Annotated in this window: 16 protein-coding genes and 1 tRNA gene; 10 read left to right on the forward strand and 7 right to left on the reverse strand. The window is 57.9% G+C overall.

Going from position 1 to position 17523, the window contains the following annotated elements; genetic code table 11:
- Window positions 1-10: 10 nt before the first annotated feature.
- The 6 genes from aguB (at window position 11) to KM135_RS05535 (ending at window position 8895) form a co-directional block, all read left to right on the forward strand.
- On the forward strand, window positions 11-871 hold the full coding sequence (aguB, locus tag KM135_RS05510) for an N-carbamoylputrescine amidase (RefSeq protein WP_221712956.1): 861 nt from the start codon (window positions 11-13) through the stop codon (window positions 869-871).
- Between the two features lie 25 nt (window positions 872-896).
- Window positions 897-1187, forward strand: a complete 291-nt coding sequence (locus tag KM135_RS05515) for a putative quinol monooxygenase (RefSeq protein ID WP_221712957.1) — start codon at window positions 897-899, stop codon at window positions 1185-1187.
- A 274-nt stretch (window positions 1188-1461) separates the two neighbouring features.
- Window positions 1462-2490 (forward strand): Gfo/Idh/MocA family protein, encoded by a 1029-nt coding sequence (locus KM135_RS05520; RefSeq protein ID WP_281422138.1) that lies wholly within the window; start codon window positions 1462-1464, stop codon window positions 2488-2490.
- Window positions 2450-3082, forward strand: coding sequence for a D-sedoheptulose-7-phosphate isomerase (locus KM135_RS05525; protein WP_221712959.1), 633 nt, complete (start codon window positions 2450-2452; stop codon window positions 3080-3082). Before KM135_RS05520 ends, KM135_RS05525 begins: the two co-directional genes overlap by 41 nt.
- 48 nt (window positions 3083-3130) lie before the next feature.
- Entirely contained in the window at window positions 3131-6523 is a 3393-nt protein-coding gene (locus tag KM135_RS05530) for a glycosyltransferase (RefSeq protein ID WP_246605757.1), read from the forward strand.
- Between the two features lie 5 nt (window positions 6524-6528).
- On the forward strand, window positions 6529-8895 hold the full coding sequence (locus KM135_RS05535; RefSeq protein ID WP_221712960.1) for a motility associated factor glycosyltransferase family protein: 2367 nt from the start codon (window positions 6529-6531) through the stop codon (window positions 8893-8895).
- 53 nt (window positions 8896-8948) lie between these two features.
- Here KM135_RS05535 and KM135_RS05540 read toward each other — a convergent pair whose 3' ends face one another.
- The 5 genes from KM135_RS05540 to KM135_RS05560 form a co-directional block, all read right to left on the reverse strand.
- The gene (locus tag KM135_RS05540; RefSeq protein WP_221712961.1) at window positions 8949-9632 is read right to left on the reverse strand and encodes a class I SAM-dependent methyltransferase; all 684 of its coding nucleotides are present in this window, start codon (window positions 9630-9632) and stop codon (window positions 8949-8951) included.
- An 84-nt stretch (window positions 9633-9716) separates the two neighbouring features.
- The gene (locus KM135_RS05545; RefSeq protein ID WP_221712962.1) at window positions 9717-10625 is read right to left on the reverse strand and encodes a methyltransferase domain-containing protein; all 909 of its coding nucleotides are present in this window, start codon (window positions 10623-10625) and stop codon (window positions 9717-9719) included.
- Window positions 10626-10694: 69 nt separating this feature from the next.
- Window positions 10695-11363 (reverse strand): acylneuraminate cytidylyltransferase family protein, encoded by a 669-nt coding sequence (locus KM135_RS05550; protein ID WP_221712963.1) that lies wholly within the window; start codon window positions 11361-11363, stop codon window positions 10695-10697.
- 71 nt (window positions 11364-11434) lie between these two features.
- Window positions 11435-12388 carry a phosphoglycerate dehydrogenase gene (locus KM135_RS05555; RefSeq protein WP_221712964.1) on the reverse strand — a complete coding sequence of 318 codons (954 nt, stop codon included), beginning with the start codon at window positions 12386-12388 and terminating at the stop codon, window positions 11435-11437.
- A gap of 28 nt (window positions 12389-12416) precedes the next feature.
- On the reverse strand, window positions 12417-13070 hold the full coding sequence (locus tag KM135_RS05560) for a hypothetical protein (protein WP_221712965.1): 654 nt from the start codon (window positions 13068-13070) through the stop codon (window positions 12417-12419).
- Between the two features lie 162 nt (window positions 13071-13232).
- Here KM135_RS05560 and KM135_RS05565 point away from each other — a divergent pair, with 162 nt between their 5' ends.
- The 4 genes from KM135_RS05565 to KM135_RS05580 all read left to right on the forward strand — a co-directional run bounded on the left by KM135_RS05565 (window position 13233) and on the right by KM135_RS05580 (window position 16007).
- Window positions 13233-14003 (forward strand): inositol monophosphatase family protein, encoded by a 771-nt coding sequence (locus KM135_RS05565; RefSeq protein ID WP_221712966.1) that lies wholly within the window; start codon window positions 13233-13235, stop codon window positions 14001-14003.
- A 141-nt stretch (window positions 14004-14144) separates the two neighbouring features.
- Entirely contained in the window at window positions 14145-14675 is a 531-nt protein-coding gene (gene folK / locus KM135_RS05570) for a 2-amino-4-hydroxy-6-hydroxymethyldihydropteridine diphosphokinase (RefSeq protein WP_221712967.1), read from the forward strand.
- A gap of 20 nt (window positions 14676-14695) precedes the next feature.
- Window positions 14696-14771: transfer RNA gene (locus KM135_RS05575), tRNA-Lys, on the forward strand.
- 156 nt (window positions 14772-14927) lie between these two features.
- Window positions 14928-16007, forward strand: a complete 1080-nt coding sequence (locus KM135_RS05580) for a TauD/TfdA family dioxygenase (RefSeq protein ID WP_221712968.1) — start codon at window positions 14928-14930, stop codon at window positions 16005-16007.
- Window positions 16008-16011: 4 nt separating this feature from the next.
- Here KM135_RS05580 and KM135_RS05585 read toward each other — a convergent pair whose 3' ends face one another.
- Window positions 16012-16683, reverse strand: a complete 672-nt coding sequence (locus KM135_RS05585) for a cysteine hydrolase family protein (RefSeq protein WP_221712969.1) — start codon at window positions 16681-16683, stop codon at window positions 16012-16014.
- The gene (locus tag KM135_RS05590; RefSeq protein WP_221712970.1) at window positions 16680-17510 is read right to left on the reverse strand and encodes an oxidoreductase; all 831 of its coding nucleotides are present in this window, start codon (window positions 17508-17510) and stop codon (window positions 16680-16682) included. The genes KM135_RS05585 and KM135_RS05590 overlap by 4 nt, the downstream gene beginning before the upstream one ends.
- Window positions 17511-17523 lie beyond the last annotated feature (13 nt).

Below are 17523 nucleotides of genomic sequence, written 5' to 3' on the forward strand. Positions count from 1 at the left end.
GGATTTCGAGATGACTCAGGTCACCGTCGCCGCGCTACAACTCGCCTTCACCGACAATGAAGAAGACAATATCAGTCTCACCGCCGATATGGTGGCGAAAGCGGCCGCTCGCGGCGCCAAGATCATCCTGCCTCCGGAACTTTTCGAAGGACCCTATTTCTGCGCGGTCGAAGATGAAGCGATCTTCGCTCGCGCGCGTCCTGTTCACGAACATTCGGCCGTACTCGCGATGCAGAAGCTCGCGAAGGAGCAGCAGGTCTATATCCCTACCAGCTTCTTCGAGCGGGACGGGCAACATTATTTCAACAGTCTCGCGATGATCGACGATGCTGGTGAAATCATGGGTATATATCGCAAGAGCCATATCCCCGATGGTCCAGGCTACGAGGAAAAATACTATTTCCGCCCCGGCAACACAGGCTTCAAGGTCTGGCGAACCAGATATGGCACAATAGGCGTGGGCATCTGTTGGGACCAATGGTATCCTGAAAGCGCGCGCATCATGGCTTTGATGGGCGCCGAGCTGCTTTTCTATCCGACGGCAATCGGCTCCGAGCCCTACGATGTGGATCTTGATACAAGCCGCATGTGGCGCAGGGCCATGCAGGGTCACGCAGTGTCAAATTGCATGCCAGTGATCGCCGCTAATCGCATTGGCGAAGAAACATCGCCTAGCGGCACCCAGAAATTCTACGGCCATAGCTTCATCGCAAACGAATGGGGTGATCTGTTAGCCGAGGCTGAAGACTGGCAAACCGGAGCACTGGTTGGGACCTTAGATCTCGCCCAGGCCAGGAAGCACCGGGCCGGCATGGGTTTCTTTCGCGACCGACGACCTGATCTTTACGGGCGGCTAGCCCAGGATATTTGAGTAGAGATATCAAAAGGAGAGAAAAATGACCGTTGCCCGTATTTACATCATCCCAGCCGCAGACGGCAAAAGCGCGGAAATGGAATCCGCCCTCATCGGGCTTTCCAAACTCGTTGCAAAGGTCGATGGCAGCGAAGGCGTGGAGTTGTTACGCGATCTCGGCAACGAGCATCGCTTCATCTTCATCGAGAAATGGGTCAGCGAGGAGCATCATGCAAAGGGCTTGGCGGCTCTGCCCGCCGATGCGCTTGACGGCGTCCAGGCGGCAGCCGGCGGCCCGCCGGATGGCGCTTATTACAGCTACCTCGCAGCATGACTTGCTCGGCTTGCCATTGAGGCCGGATCGCGAAGGTTCCTCTTGGCAAGCCGCCAGCCCGACGGGCCAGCCGCTTCGAGCGGAGCTTGGCGGGACCGCATGCGCGTCGGCCCAAGCACATTCTGATTCTATCAAGGCTCCGATGGTAGGCGATGTCAGCCACGTGGAAGTCACGACGAGGATTTTCCGTCAAAAAGACCTTCAAGATTGACTCCCCGCAAACCGATGGTCCAACAGCGCCAAGCAAAGGTGTTGGCGGGGAAGAAACTTGACGTTGAAGTTCGGAATTTGCGGTTTCGGTAAGATGGGGCAGATTCGTGCCGACGCAATCGCTCGTCGCAATGATTGCGCCTTGCAGATCGCGTTCGATCCCGAGCCGTTCCATGATGCTAACATTCCGTTCGCCTCATCGATCGATGCTGTCATCGAACGCTCGGATGTGGACGCTGTATTCCTCTGCCTGCCGAACTATCTGAACAAGCAAACGACCATGGCCGCGTTGCGGGCTGGAAAGCATGTCTTCTGCGAGAAGCCTCCCGCATTCACTGAAAAGGACGTGGACGAAATCCGCCACGTAGAGCAGGCGTCAGGCAAGACGCTGATGTACGGCTTCAACCATCGGCAGCATGACGGCGTTCTTGCGATGGCCGATATCGTGCGTTCCCGTCGCTACGGTCGACCGCTCTGGGCCAGAGGCCGTTATGGCAAGAGTGTCGATGCTGACTATCTGAAGGGCTGGCGGGCACAGAAAGAACTGGCTGGCGGAGGAATACTTATTGATCAGGGAATCCACATGGTGGACCTTCTCCTCATGATCGCCGGCCAGCCATTCGATGAAATCAGCGCCATGGTTTCAAACATGTATTGGCAGACGGATGGAATTGAAGACAATGTATTCGCCCTGCTCCGGGTATCGGAAACTGGTTTCTCTGCATCCCTGCATTCTACGATGACACAATGGCGCCACCTATTCTCACTCGAAGTTTTCATGGAACGCGGATACTGCGTCCTCAATGGACTTAAGACTTCATCTGGCACATATGGCGAGGAAGTTCTTACGATCGCCAAAAACAGATCCAAGGCTCCTGCGGCGAATTGGGACGACGAAGAGAGAATTATCTTTTCAGAAGACAGATCATGGGACAAAGAACTTTCGATTTTTGTTGAAGCGATCAGAAATGGAGAACCCCCATCAGCCGGTTGCTCACTACAGGCAAAAGCTGTTATGAATGTCATTGATCGTATTTACGTTGAAAAGCGCCATGAAGCTGGCGAATTATTTGGTGCTTTGCAGGCAGGCTAGCGAACGACTGTCGATAACGGGGGTTGCGATGAACTGGAACAATTGGCTGGATGATTATTTCGGCAGGTTTTCGCCTGCTTTCGACGAGAAGGTGCGGCCTTCGCTCGAAGCCTTCCACGACCTGGCATGCCAGCTTCGGCAGAATGGTCGAAAACTCATTTTCGCCGGAAACGGCGCGAGTGCCTCCATCTCATCCCATGGAGCCGTCGATTTCTCGAAACAAGCGAAGGTTCGCGCAATCGACTTCAATGAGCCAAATCTTATTACGGCCTTTTCCAACGATTATGGATTTGAGAACTGGATTGCGCGAGCAACGCAGATCTATGCCGATCTTGGCGATGCCTTGGTACTGATTAGCGTGAGCGGCGCATCCCCGAATGTCGTCAGGGCCGCAGAAACTGCGAAGCACATGGGCTTACAGGTCGTCACCTTTACCGGCAAAGCAGAGAGCAACCCCCTCCATCAGCTCGGCGACATCCGATTCCACATGCCATCCAATGCCTACAATGTCGTCGAGGCCGTGCATATGCTCTGGCTGACCACAGTTGTCGATATGCTCGTCGGACAAGCGGAATATTCGGTCACGAACTAAAGCGCTTGGCGCCCGGGGCTGCGAGGGACCAGTGCGGAGGACGATAGATTGAACATCGCGATTTTTTCGACGAACGTGGCAGGCATTTACTCCGGCGGGCGCTATCTGTCTCTTATCATGGCTTATGCGCTCGCGCGTACGGGCGCAAAAGTCACCTATTATACGAACCTGATTCCCGCCTTCAACGGCGATTTCGAGGCCATTCATCAGGAAAGCCCCGTCGAAATATTGACGGAGGAACATTGGCCTCAAATGGGCGATCCGACGATCGATTGGGTCATCGTCATCCCCACTGGCAGCCTTGCCGACGCATTCTACAGCAGGGCGCGGACCTTCGCGAAATTATCCCAAGCGCGCATCGCCTTGCTGAGCTTTGAGACCGCTAACTGGTTCAATGACATGGCTCAGCCGATGCGTAGCGCCCTGCCATGGGAAGGCTGGGCAAGCGTTCTCTCCGATGGCGGCCTCGTTCTGACGATCGCGGAACAAGGCATTCCCTATGCGCGGCAGTTTTATGAAAGCTTGTGCCCAGGAGCGACTCTTCTCTACGATTTCTGGCACCCCGCGATCAACGATCTGTCCGCCAACCGCATCGGCTGGCGAGACATACCCACCTACCCCAATCGCCTCGCATGCTTTGTCCGCACGCAGGACCAGCACAAGGGCGCCTCTGATCTGCTTTCAATGCCACCTGCTTTCTTTCGCGGCAAAACGCTGTGCCTGATTTTCGGCAGAGGAATAGACTGGAACTTCGTCGCAGCATTGCGGACACACACGGCGTCCGTGACCGGATGCCGAATCTACCTTTACGAGCAGGTAACGGACGATGAGAAGATGGCGCTGTTAGCTAGCAGTGCTGTCTTGCTTTTCCCTTCCCGCTTCGAAGGCTTTGGCTACCCGCCAGTCGAGGCCGCCTATGTGGGGACGCCCACCGCAGCCTATGACCTGCCGGTGCTGCGAGAGACACTTGGCGCGCAGGCTGGGCTGGTCGCTGTCGGCGATGTAGCCGCCCTGGCACAGGAGGCCCATCGGCTAGCAAACGCGGAACCTGAGCCATCCGGTTCACTGCCAATTCCAGCGAGGTGCGAATTGATTCAGGCTGGAAATGCCCTGATGGCCTCTCTCGCACGGGCTGAAACCAACCTACAACCGCCCGGCGTCCCGTCGGCGAAATTCGCAAACACCACGGCCTCCGCCTGGTCCGAAAGGTCGAGCTGTTGGATCGATGCAGCAGCAGTGCTGGGAGAAGATGGTACAGTGTCCATCAACGGTTTTGCGGGCGCGCGAGATCAGGACCTGCCCATAACAATTCGCGTCGAGGGCATCGACGTTGTGAAATTTGGCGAGATAGTTTCACCTTTCCCGGGCGCATATCACTTCCACTGTCGCTTCGAGGAAAGCGTCTGCGCCTCGCGTGGCGTCGTTCGGATTGCGGCTTGGAAAGACAGGCAATTGCTGGAACGAGCTGATCTGGCGGTGCGCGCATCACCTGAGCAGAAACTCGCAGGCAGAGCGCGCCCGAGCGCAGCCTTGTCGGCAGCGTGCGCTGCCATTTTCTCGATCGAAGATGCTGATTTCGGCCGGAGTTATGCCGAACGGCTTGGCTTGCGAGCGCTACTCAGCGAGGCTTCCATTCTCGGCTATGCTCCGGTTTTGGAAGCGGCGGATGAAGTCATTCAGCGCTTGGCTGCGACGACTGAACTTTCAGGCACGATCGCTACGCTTGCCAGCGCAACCCCGGATTTCGCGCCGTCGTCCGAAACGCTCCGTTTTCGGGTGCTGGCCGTCGATGAAGAGCCGGCGCAATTTGTCCGGGTCGAGAAGGAGCCAAGGAATAGGGGTGCTATTTATCACTGCCATGTGAATCGGCGCGCCCGTCTGATCGGCCGGAAGAATCCCCTGCTCGCCTTCGTGAACCGCGCGTTACCGGGAAAAATTGGCACAGCCAGCCTCTATCTGCTGAACGGATATGATCACCAGGGCATTCGCCCGGACGCGCTGGAACTGGCCAGCCTCGTCGTCGCCCGCCTCGGCCAAGCGTATCGCAGCGAGATCTGCTTTGTGACGCCAGACCAGAAAATGAACATATCCGGCTATCAGGTTACGACGGAAGTCGATTTCGTAGCCCTGGATCACATAGAAGGCGCGCTGCTGACTGATTGTGCTCGCGACGACGCGGAGCGAGCGTTAGATACTATGGGGCCATTCTTTGCCGACGTCGCGGTGCTTGAGTTCGCGTCAATTGAAGAAGCGGCCACTGACATCTGTCGCAAAATTCAGAAGCAGGAAGCGGCGACAGCCGCGCAAGGCGTGTTACGAGAGGTTGTCCCGCCCCTCCAAGCCGCACATGCCCCTTCTCTGCCAGAGCTGCGGCATGCCACTCGATTGAAGAAAGCATACAATTGCACTTTTGAGAACGAGCAAAATCTGTCTGAGGAAAAATGCACTATTCTCGGCGGTGTAATTTACAAAAGTTCAGGCAGCCCGCATCGATTATCAAACCTTATTCGTGGAACACGGCACAGGATACATCCTGATTTCCTTGAAATTCGGACCACGGACTCCATTGTCCTTGAGTTTGATATCATTGATCCCTGCGATTCTCTGACCATTGATGCTGTGCTGATGGTCAAGACATCTGACGCAAAATCCGCGGGCATCGAAATCTCCTGCAACGGCGGAGAGCGCACAAAGCGAAACCTGCGCGCAAACATTTTCGAACGTGTCACTTGCGTGTTCGATTTGAGCGGCAAGCAAAATGCCTACCGGCGACATCGGCTGGAAATATTCGTCTCGGACCAAGGCTCCAGGACCACGTTGCGCATACGCGCAGCGAGCTTCCTCTTAGAAAAGCACCATGCTCTCGCTCTCTCAACGAAAAAGCAGGAAACGAAAAACCTGCCCCTATTGCAGTTCCCCTCACGGCAGCAAAGCTCGAATAGCGACCGACCGGCATTCGAATTAGGGCTTGGCGCGCCCGAAGCAGTCATCGCATGCGGTAACGGATGGGGCGATCGGGAGCCTGGCTACCGGTGGACGGTCGGCCATCTGGCCGAGTTGCTCTTACCTTATCAGGACGGTTGGCCCGTTGAGTTAGAACTCGCCGTCACGGCGAGTGCCTTCCTCGCGCCCGGCGAACTTTCGGCCGACATGATCGTGCAGATCGGTGCCCGGCAGATCGGCATCATGACGTTCGGACAAGAACCCGGAACGCAGATGGTGATCATTCCCGAGGTTGTTGCGCGGGCCGGCTTTGAGCAACTTGAACTGATCATCGAGCGACCTCGATCGCCGGCGTCCCTGGGATTGAACGAAGATATCCGCGAACTCGGATTCCGCATCATGGCGATTGCGATTCGTAAAGCCGGAACCGCCGTTCCAAAGACAGATTGGAGTGATGGCGATGACGCTCAGCGCGAGTTCGGCGGCGTGGGAGCTTGAGTCACATGGCAAAGTTTCGACTTTTTGAACGTTCAAATGCCAAGTTGGCTGATGCGCGAAAACTACTCATAGCCGATGTCATCCCGTTGCATGACGGGCATCCCCGAGCGAGGCGTGCACATCTGGACTATTGTGCTCTGAGACAACTGTCTCCGGTAGACCTCCTCATTCTGGACGATACGGGTCAAGAAGTCCGACAACGAGCAAAGGCCCCGAGGAATTCCAGGATCGTGCCGCTCCGCCCTAAGGTGACGCGAGACTTCTCATACTCCTCACACGACCCGGAGCTCTGCGCGAAACGCATCAATCGAGCGATCCGTCAGCTTCGCGGTGAACATTCTTATGACGGCATATTCTGTACGGCTCGGGAGGTTTTCGACAAAATAGAAGCTTTCGACCTCGATATAGCGACGCCCATAGTGATCGGCGATCGCGTGAGCGATCCGGATTTCATACGGACAATCTATGCGCCATTGATGAGCCAGTTCTCTGGTTCCGCGCGGGTGGGTGAAAAGACGTCGCTATGCGTTGTCCTCTCAGGCCAGACGATACTGGATCAGTGGTTCTGCGAAGTGCTGAACAAGGTTATGATTTCTTTGGGAAAAATGTATCGTTGCGAAATTCGCGCAGATGTCTTCGGCCTCACAACTCATCCCAGCGGCAGTTGGAAGCATCTCGATAGGCGGGAATGGTCTGATTTGACCGGCTTCGTCTCTTCGGCGTGGCTCGTCATCAATCGCCTTCAAAACATCGACGAGTGCGATCAGATAGCCATTCTGGCACGCGCGCACGGCGCCCCGATCGCGCTATCTTCTGCCGCCGCCGTGAGTAACTTACTGCAAAATCGGGATGTTGATCGATTTCATTCAGTGGAGGAACTGGAGGCGCTCATCAGCGTAAGCTATGGCGCGAAGCAATGCACTGCGCATTCATATGCGCAATCGGACATTGCCGATTTTTCATCATTGCTCCGCCCCTATGTCGAAAAGCTCACCGCAGGAGAGCATGTGGGCGCGCTTGCGAAAAACTCTGAAGCCTTCCTGTTCAATGACGCGACACCGCTTCGTGTTTCACCACTGGTCACTGATCCCGCCCTATATTTCGTGCCGGCGACGGGTCTGTTGAATGTCCAGGCAATGCTTCGTCGGAACAGCGGTGCGAACGAAATCCGAATTTTTGACATGGATGGCCGAGAACTTGGGCGAATTGTGCCTTCGCAGATCGCGACCAGACAACCAGTGCAACAGATCGACGGCGGCATCATCCTGCATGGGATCGAGAGCCCCCCCGACCTAAATCTAAGAATCTATGCCTCCGGACGGTTCGTTCACTCCATGATGATTGAGTGCTCCGCGATTGACCTTGTCCATTGCGAGTTGGCGTCATTGTCACTGTCAGGCGAAGTCATGCCGCGTATTGACGGAACCGTGTGGTCGGACGTGCAAGGGGCCGCGGTCGAACTTCGCTTGCCGGCCGACAGGCGGATAATGCTGCCTCCGGCCACGTCGAATTCGCCTTCACACCCCCTTGTCAATTCCTGTTCCTTTAGTGTTCTGACGCCGCAGCAATTAGTGCCGGGTTCGGCGATCTCGACACACGTGGTCGCGGAAGACGGCGATTTCGCCAGAACCGCAATAATCGGCCGTGCCTTCGAGATAGCCCGCGCTGCACCACCCCATCCCCTGACCCCGAAACGAGATCAACATCGAGGTGCTCGGGCCTGGATGATCGGCAACGGGCCAAGCGTTCGACTGGAAGATCTCGACAAGATCGCTGATCAGGGCGACATTATATTCTGCTTCAACAGATTTTATCTTGCGTACGAAAAGACACGCCTGCGGGAAAATTATGTTGTTTCAGCAGACACGTTGATGATCGAGGACTTCGGGCAGGAGATGATCGATTTGTCGACAGGTATCGCGCATTTCTGCTTGAATGATCATGAAGGCCCTGCCTTCAAAGGTGATTTTGCGCGCTTGAGGAAGATGGATGTGGCGATGCCTATCTTCTGCCCCGACATAGACAAGTGCATCAACGTCGGAGGATCATCGGTTTTTGTCGCACTACAGATAGCTTATTTCTACGGAATACGGGACGTTCTGCTCTACGGTATGGATTACTCGTTTAGCCATACGCCGGTTTTCGATCCCAAATACCCCATGCCGGTGAGCTATGATGACAATAATCATTTCATCGCCGGATACCGCTCGCACAAGCCCTGGTGCCCCCCAAACTGGCGCGATATTTCGTTTGGCTTCCTGAAATCTCGAATTGCATTCGAGGCGGACGGCGGTCGCGTTCGTAACGCCACCCGAGGCGGTAAGCTGGAGACTTTTGAGCGGGTCGATATTGATGAAATTCTCGCGCACTGATAACCTGACCTACCTCACGGAAGGGACAACCTTCCGTGAGATCGCGCCGCTCTCTATTCCGACCTCTCCAATGTCCGCTTCCGCCAGTAGATCGCCGTGAGTTGGATCGGCGCGGGCTTGTTGACGTTCATAAACCAGATCGGCCGATAGCCGGCGGCGTCATAAAAATCGCCTGCTTCCTCAACGAATTTGCAGACTGCACGTGTCACTTCCGGAGTATCGGAATTGCCGTAGTCATCACATATTAGCAGACCACCGGGGCGGAGCGCTTGCAACCCTGCGTGCAAATCCTTCCTCGCCGGCTCGTAGCGATGATCGCCGTCGATTATGACCACATCGAATGTCCGCTCATTTGCGGCGAAGAAATCTTCTGACCTCTGCCTAACCAGTTCCGCTCCGAAGCCATCATAAATGGACTTGGTTTCTTCATATTGCGAAAACGCGACGGCTTGATCACTTTTCCAATAGCTGCGGTGATATGGATCAGTCTCATCGCCGATATAGGGATCGACCCCGGTATAGGACTTCACCATTTCCTTGGAATGACGCATGATGCCTTTGATCAGGCTTCCCTTGAAAACGCCGATTTCAAGAATTTCAATCCTACCGCCCTGAGCAAACTCGGAAATGATCTCTCCATAAACGTCCGACCGGGAATCCGTCGGCGTGAATGGCAAATTGTATAAACCGCTCCCACCGCCCGATGAAATCCCGTCATCGCTTTCCGTCGCCAACATATATTCAGCCTTTCATTACACATCGTCCAAGCGCGAGGCGCTGGCAGTTTCAACCATGGGGGCCACTCAAGCCCGGTGCCGCCGTCATTTTTGTATGGCGAGCAGTCCAAGCCTGACATCATGTTCCACTGCGGCATGGCCGGTATACATGATGAGGTGGAAGTCGAGCATCTTTTCCAGCGGACCGATGATCCTGTTTGTCAGAAAATCGGTATCAATATAGAGTTCATACGGCTGTCCCACGGCATCGGAGTAGACGAGGTTGGTGCCGCCGATGATCTTCGGGAAGCTCAGCCTGCGATAGATGCCCGTTAGCGACACATAGGCAAACGTCGAGCAGGCCACAAACAATGGACAGACGTAAAGAACGCCTCCAGGCTGAAGAACCCTGGCGCATTCCTTGAAGAATCCGGCATAAGCTCCGCCTTCGAAATGCTCGATCGCATTGTGCGAGTATATGCGTGCGACGGACTGGTCATCGAGCGGTATGGCGTCGGCAGAGCAGCCGATCACGTCTCCATTCCGCCCGGGCAAGAAACCATATTCCGGAAGGGGCAAATCTACGCGCAGAAAGGGGGTCGCGGGACTTTCCTCGCGCTTCCAGAGCCGGAAGAAGGGTGAAGTGGCACATCCCACATCCAGCACAACGCCGCCCGATGCGCCCTCGGTCTCCCTCAGGGAAAGCCAATGCTCGAAAGCTTTTTTCTTGAGAAGATTTTCATCGGGATAGGTTTTTGTATAGTCCTCAAAAAGTAATCTGTAGTCGTTCTCCACATACCATTTCTCGAACGCATCACCATCGACCTGCCTGGCCTCGATCGAACAATACCCCTGCATTCTATCGCAAAAGTCCTGCGGATCGACCTGATATGGAGCTGCATTGAAACTCAATGGACCAAACCGACGCAGTCGGCGCACTTCGCGTTCGATCAGAGCATCGTTGTGGCGTGAAAATTCCGCCTTAATTACTCGAGAAATCTTGGCATCGTCCATTGAGCAAGACCTCGTGCTTGACCCGACCAACCTTGGCGGCGCTTGGCTGGTGAAATAAAGCCAAAGGCGTCAACCATTGGCCAAAACGGGATGGAGTGCCCGCGCCACATCGAGATCCTGCTGCACCTTGATGACATGTCCCTCGAAACGATCGATCGGAAACAACTCTACCCTTCCGGCATAGGTAGCACATTGGCCCGCTTCAAAAGCCGTCAGATAGGTGGAGCGTTTCCAGGCCGTGATCGCCCAGACGATGCGTCGGACGGGGTCGAGGTCCTGGCTGTTGGTCTTTTGGTCGAAACGGAAGTTGACCGGCTGACCGTTATGCATACATTCCAGATTTTCGTCCACCACGCTCAATAGCGTGTCTGGCTTTGTGTTCACCAGCATATCTACGAAGGCGCTGATCCGGGCTTGCGGCAGCAGCGGTGCGATGGAGTGGACCTGCACGACATAGTCACATTCGTGATTACTCAGAAATTCCGCTACAAACTGCTCGCTGGTCGCCTGATTGTCGCCCAGATGGGCTGGCCGGTGGTGGAAGCTGGCGCCTTCACTGAGCGCGATCTCCTCGAAAGCCTGGTCTTCCGAGTTTAGCCAGACCGATTCAAAGCGACCGCTTTTGAGGCATTTACGCAGGGCGTGCGCGACCAGCGGCAGGCCGTCAATCTCCGCGAGATTCTTGCGCTTGAGCCTTTGACTGCCCATTCGGGCCGGAACCATGGCCACAATTTTCATATGCGCTTCATCCTCTCGCAAGACGGCAACCGACATTTCAGGGAGCAAGATCCAGTGTTCCCTTCACATTTTCATGCGTATTGCATGAACTCTCTCGCGGGACGAAATTCGAACAACCCTTTGATCGCCGCCCGCCCCATGGCGAGGATCGCCTGATCGGAACTACCGCCAAGATGGGCGGTAGCGATCAGATTGGGTAGCGCGAGTAACTCGGCATCGTCGGGCGGTTCCGGCGCGAAAACATCGATTGCTGCTGCCGCGATCCGCTTTTCCCTCAATGCCTGTCTGAGCGCTCCGAGGTTCACAATGTCCCCCCGCGCCGTATTTACGACAACCGCGTGCGGGCGCATGCACGCGATTGCTTCCGCATCGATCATCCCCGTGGTTTGCAGCGTTGACGGCACATGCAGGGAAATGACATCCGATCTGCGAAGCAACTCATCCAAGCTTACCTGCTCAGCACTCCCGCGGACAGAGCTGGAGAAATCCACGATGTCGTTGATGAGGATGCTGCAGCCAAACGGCGCCAGCAACCGCGCAAGCGCCTGCCCAACATGACCAAAGCCGATGATCCCGACTGTAGACGCAGAGAGTTGCGGCCCCGAAAGCTGCCCCCATTTTCCCGCAAGCAAATTGCGATTGGATTCGAATAGCCTGCGTTGGGCGGCGATCATGAGGGAGACACACATTTCCGCAACGGACTGGCTGTTCACGCCCGCGGTCCATCCAATTTGCACGCCTGCATCCGCGCAGGCCTGGAGATGGATGTTATTCAGACCGACACCATATTTCGCTATGACGCGCAACTGGCTGCAAGACTGCAGCAACAGTTCGTCCACCGGCTCGAGCGCGATGATCGCGCGTTCAGCTCCGGCAAGAAAGCGCGACAGTTCCGCGCCAAGGAGCGTGACGCCCTCATCGTTGAAACGCAGGCGAGTATCGTCTTCCTGCCGACACCTTGCCTCCAATTCAGATCGCAGAACCGGGTTGCGTGAAAATGAACGCGAGCAAACGACAATCTCCAAAACCTTACACTCCTTGGCAATATGCCAGCTATCGCGCCTGAACTCCGATCGAAATCATTTCGAGAAAGTCGAACTGGCAATCCACCCGGTCGCCCGGTCCGATATGTCGGACCGCGCTCATCGCGCCGAGCAATACAAACGCAGTTTCGGGCAGGAAAGGATATTTGGAGAAGTTTCTCCTTTGCCCTTCGAGCAGCGCCAACGGCTCTGTGACGAGCGCGCCAGTATCTCCCTCGGCAATGAATTCGCCATTGACGAAAAGGCGGCAGGACAGTCGCTTGTTTCCCACCATCAGCAATGCCGGACTGGCACCTTGTCCGATCATGGCCGCGCCTGCTGCGCCGAAATCCGCTATAAGTCCGCCGGTTCCGGCAGCGCCGATAGTTCCAAATCGGCTCTCGGGCAGTTCGAATGCCGGGTGGATCGAGATCAGATTGTCTTCCAGAGTCGTGTCCGTGGCCTCGATCCACCTTTTGAGATGCAGTCGGACGGCAATTTCGGCTTCGATGATGGCAGCCGGGGCTGAAAGCTCCAGACTGTTGCCTTCATGAACTCGCGCCGTCGGGATGGGACCAAGAAAACATTCTTCGAGGTCCAGCGCCTCGCGGGAAGCGAAATTGCTGGCGCCCAGCTTCCAGGCGCCGGGCGACAGGCCAGTGAGACGCCAGGCTTCGACCTGCACGGCAGCGGCCTGCTCCGGCGACAATTTCGCCAGCCTGTCATCCGGCTTGATGGCGCAGCCAGTCCGCATGGCCTCGCCAAGCGCCCTTGCGAAAGCGTTTGACGCGGAATCAAGCGTATCGCTAATGACTTCTGTCCCTTCCCTCGATCGAGCAATGCCGTCATGACGCCCGCAAAGGCGACCTCTGCCATCGATATTCCCGGCTATGCAAGCCTTGCATGCGAGGCCGCTCGCGTCAGCGAAGATCTGCTGCGCGCCGGCTTCGCCAATGCAACGATAGCGCGCATGGGGGGGGAAGATGTCAAGTTGGCCGAGGACAGTAAATCGGAAGCGTTGATCATTGATGTTCTTGCTTCGCGCTCCCCATTCCCCATCCTCTCCGAAGAGCGCGGCTGGACCGGTGGCGAGAGCCAGCCTGGATGTCCCTATTGGGTGGTCGATCCGCTGGACGGCAGCTATAATTATTTACTTGGCCTGCCTCTCTTTGCCGTGGCGATTGCGCTTTGCATTGACGACTCGGCGATACTCGGATGCGTGAATGACGTCGCGCGCGGAGATGTCTATATCGGAGGTGCCGGAATTGGACTGCGGCGAAACGGAATATGCCGGGATCTGCCTCGGACCGAGCGCACGGGCGGTATTCTGGCTACCGGTTTCCCTGTAGCGCGACAGGGCAGCAAAGCCGGAATAGATTCCCAAGGTGTCCCATTCCTCAAGGTGCGCATGCTTGGCTCCGCAGCCTTGTCCCTCGCTTGGGTCGCGGATGGACGAATGGATGGTTATAGCGAGCGCGGTATTTATTGGTGGGACGTCGCTGCCGGTCTAGCGCTGGTCGAGGCAGCAGGCGGCTCGTCGAAAGTGGCAACGCATGACCCGAATGACAAATTCTCGCCCGTGGCGCCGCTCAACGTTGTCGCTACAAGACAGTCTTGAGGAGACTGGCTTGCACAGCCCGTCCGGCCAGCCCGCGCGCTAAATGAGGCGAGCGCAGGCAAGCCTGGCCGGCCGCAAGGCTAGAACTCGTGCGACCAAAGCTTGGCTGGGACGGTCTCTTGAGCCGTTACAGGGGGCTGCATGAGGCGGCAATATCCACTCTTGCGCAAGCATCTCTATGCAATCGGGATTGGTTCCAACCGGGCGCTCAGCCATCGCCTCATGCCGCTCGGAATCATCGCGGCAACGCTCGCCCTGCTCGATGAAGCACCGCTCGCCCTTCTCGCGAATGCACCGATAATCTCGAGCCGGCCAATCGGCCCCTCGCAGCGAACCTATGCCAACACCGCCGCGCTCGTTGCCAGCCACCTCCCACCCCTCGCCATGCTGGACCATCTACAGTCGATCGAGCGACTGTTCCGGCGGCGGCGCTATCGGCGCTGGGGGGCGCGCACGCTCGATCTCGATCTGCTTCTCTGGTCGGGCGGCAAGGTCCGAGAGAAGCGGCTCATCGTACCGCATCCGGCGATGCGCAATCGCGACTTCGTCCTGACCCCGCTCACCGCCATCGCCCCGCGCTGGCGCGATCCCGTGACCGGACGCACCGTCGCCCAGCTTGCCGCACGCCTCGCCAAGCCCAAGCCGGTTGACCGCCCGGCTCGCGCTCTCTAGGGGTCCGGCATCCACGCGAGGGGCCCTTAGCTCAGTCGGTAGAGCAACTGACTTTTAATCAGTAGGTCGCTGGTTCGAATCCAGCAGGGCTCACCATCGTGCCGGCACGCTTCTTGCCGGCAGACACCCCCTTTCCCCCCACGCCCATGTTCGTCTCCGGGACATGCTTTGGGCGGCGTTCGACAAGTCTTGACCGACTTGGACGACTAGTCTCCGCTCAAGAATGCACGGCCGCAGCCATCGGAGTCCGCCATGTCCGTCCTCACTTCCGTCCCCCCCGTCACCACCGCTGCGGCCTGGCGCGGAGATCGCCTGACGGAAAAGGGTGGCTGGATCTATGAGCTTTCGGCCGAGCAGGTCAATGAACTCGAACGGCTGGGTGCGCGGTTCGTGGCGGAAGATCCGGATCTTCGCACCGTTCAGGCCGGGGACTTCCCGCTGGACACCGTGCGCGACGCGGTGGAGCAATGGCGCAACGAAGTCGATTTTGGGCGCGGCTTCATCCTGGTGCGGGGCCTGCGCACTTATCTCTATTCCGACGCGCTCTCCGCCGCGATCTACTATATTCTGGGCCTCTACATGGGCGACCCGATCCGGCAGAACGAGATGGGCGACCTGATCGATCATGTCTACGCGACATCGGACAAGACCATGGACGACCCCACGGCCAAGTCCTCCAAGGTGCGTGACCAGCTCGTCTATCACTCGGACAGCTCGGACATCGTGGCGCTGATGTGCCTGCGCCCGGCCAGGTCGGGCGGCGCCTCCTGTCTCGTCTCCGGCGCCGAGATCTACAATGAGATCCTGCGCCGCCGTCCCGATCTGGCGCCGCTGCTGCTGCAGCCGTTTCACTGGGATTGGCGCCGGCAGGATCGTGAAGCGCCTGCCGACACCTATGTCTCGCCGGTCATCTCGATGGTCGATGGCGTGTTCAGCATGTATGCCGGATCGCTCTACATCGTTACCGCGCAGAATTATCCCGGCGTACCGAAACTCACCGAAGACCAGCTCGAGGTGCTGCGGCTGTTCGACGAGATCACTTATGAGCCGGGCATGGCGATCGAGATGGATTTCCGTCCCGGCGATATCCAGTGGCTCTCCAACTATGCCGCGCTCCACGCACGCACGCGCTTCGACGACTGGCCGGAGCCGCAACGCCGCCGTCATCTGCTGCGCCTGTGGTTGAGCAGCAAGACGGATCGGCCGGTCGTGCCGGACTTCGGCAAGAACGGCGTCGTGCTGAAGCGCTCCGCACCACGCGACGGCAGCAGCGAACATCCCGAGGCGCGCTTCTCGGTCGCGACGATGTCCGTGCCGCGCCTGCTCAGCTGAGCGCTCAGCCCTCGCCCAGCATCGCGCAGACCGCGTCGGTCGTTCGCACATCGGCAAAGGTTAGCCGCAGGTTGAGCAGTGCCGCGTTATGCTCGGCGTCGCTCAAGGCGGCCGTCGCATCCGAGACCAATATCACCTTGTGCCCCATCATGTTGCCGTCGCGCGCGGTGCTTTCGCAGCAGACATTGGTGAGCGTCCCGGCGATCACCAGCATCTCGGTGCGGTGCTTCATCAGCGCCTGTTCGAGCGCCCGGTCCGGGCAAAGCAAGGCGCTGTATCGATATTTGTCGATCACGATGTCGTCCGGCCCGACCGCCATTGCGGGGTGCAATTCGTGGGCGTGTGCGCCCGCCACCATCGCTTCGACGGCGCACGCCACGCGAGGATCGCTCATGTCATATTGCCACGCGGGCATGGCCCGTGGCGGCGCGGCGCTCACCGTCTGCCGTGTCCAGATCACGCGCCCGCCAGCAGCCCGCATCGCCGCAGCGAGCCGGTTCACCGCCGGAATGATGCCGAGCGCGTAAGGATTGCCGAACACTTCCTGCTCGCAAAGGAAGATGCGCTGCATGTCGATCACCACGAGAGCGGTGCGGGCGGGATCGATCGTCTCGAACAGGTTGAGCCCGCTGCCCCGCGCGACTGCCCAGTCGGGAAGATCGATCCGGTGCTTCATGCGTCATGCGCGATGGAGAGCGACAGCGTCTCCCAGCGCTTCATCTCGCCCTCGATCAGCTCGAAATGCTCGTTGGCGTGGCGCAGCGCATCCTCGCCGAGGAACAGATGCTGCGCCGCCGGTTCGGCCGCCAGAGCGATCAGGATCGCGGCGGCCGCCTTGGCCGGGTCGCCATGTTCCCTGCCCCGCCCGGCGACCAGGCTCTGCTTGGACTGGCGCGCGCCGTCGTCATAATCGGGGATCTGCCGAGCCGCCTCGACGAGACCTCCCGAGGCGAAGCTGGTGCGCAACCCCCCGGGAGCCACATTGATCACCTGAATGCCCAACGGGCGCACTTCCTGCGCCAATGTCTGGCCGATGCATTCGAAGGCATATTTGCTCGCGCCATAGATGCCGGTGCCCCACCATGGCGCGAAACCGCTGAGCGAGGTGATGTTGACGATCCGCCCGCTGCGCCGCGCGCGCATCGCCGGCAGAACGGCCTGAATCATCGCGATTGCGCCCCACAGATTGACGTCGAACAGCGCCTTTGCCTCGGCGATGCTGGTCTCCTCTATCGCGCCGACCATGCCGTAGCCGGCATTGTTGACCAGCGTGTCGATGCGATCGATGACCTTCTCCGCCGCCGCGACCGCGCCGGCGGCCGCGTCGTGATCGGACACGTCCAGGATGACGCTGAATGCCCGGCCCGGCGCGAGCGCCTCGAACGCTTCTGCGTCGGGCTCCCGGCGACATGTGCCGACGACGGAGTCGCCCTGGGCCAGCACAGCCTGTGCCAGTGCCTTGCCGAGCCCGTTGCTAGCGCCCGTAATCATCCAGTTCGCCACGATGTTCGACTCC

It is taken from the genome of Sphingobium xanthum (assembly GCF_019737615.1).
Lineage (GTDB): Bacteria > Pseudomonadota > Alphaproteobacteria > Sphingomonadales > Sphingomonadaceae > Sphingobium > Sphingobium xanthum.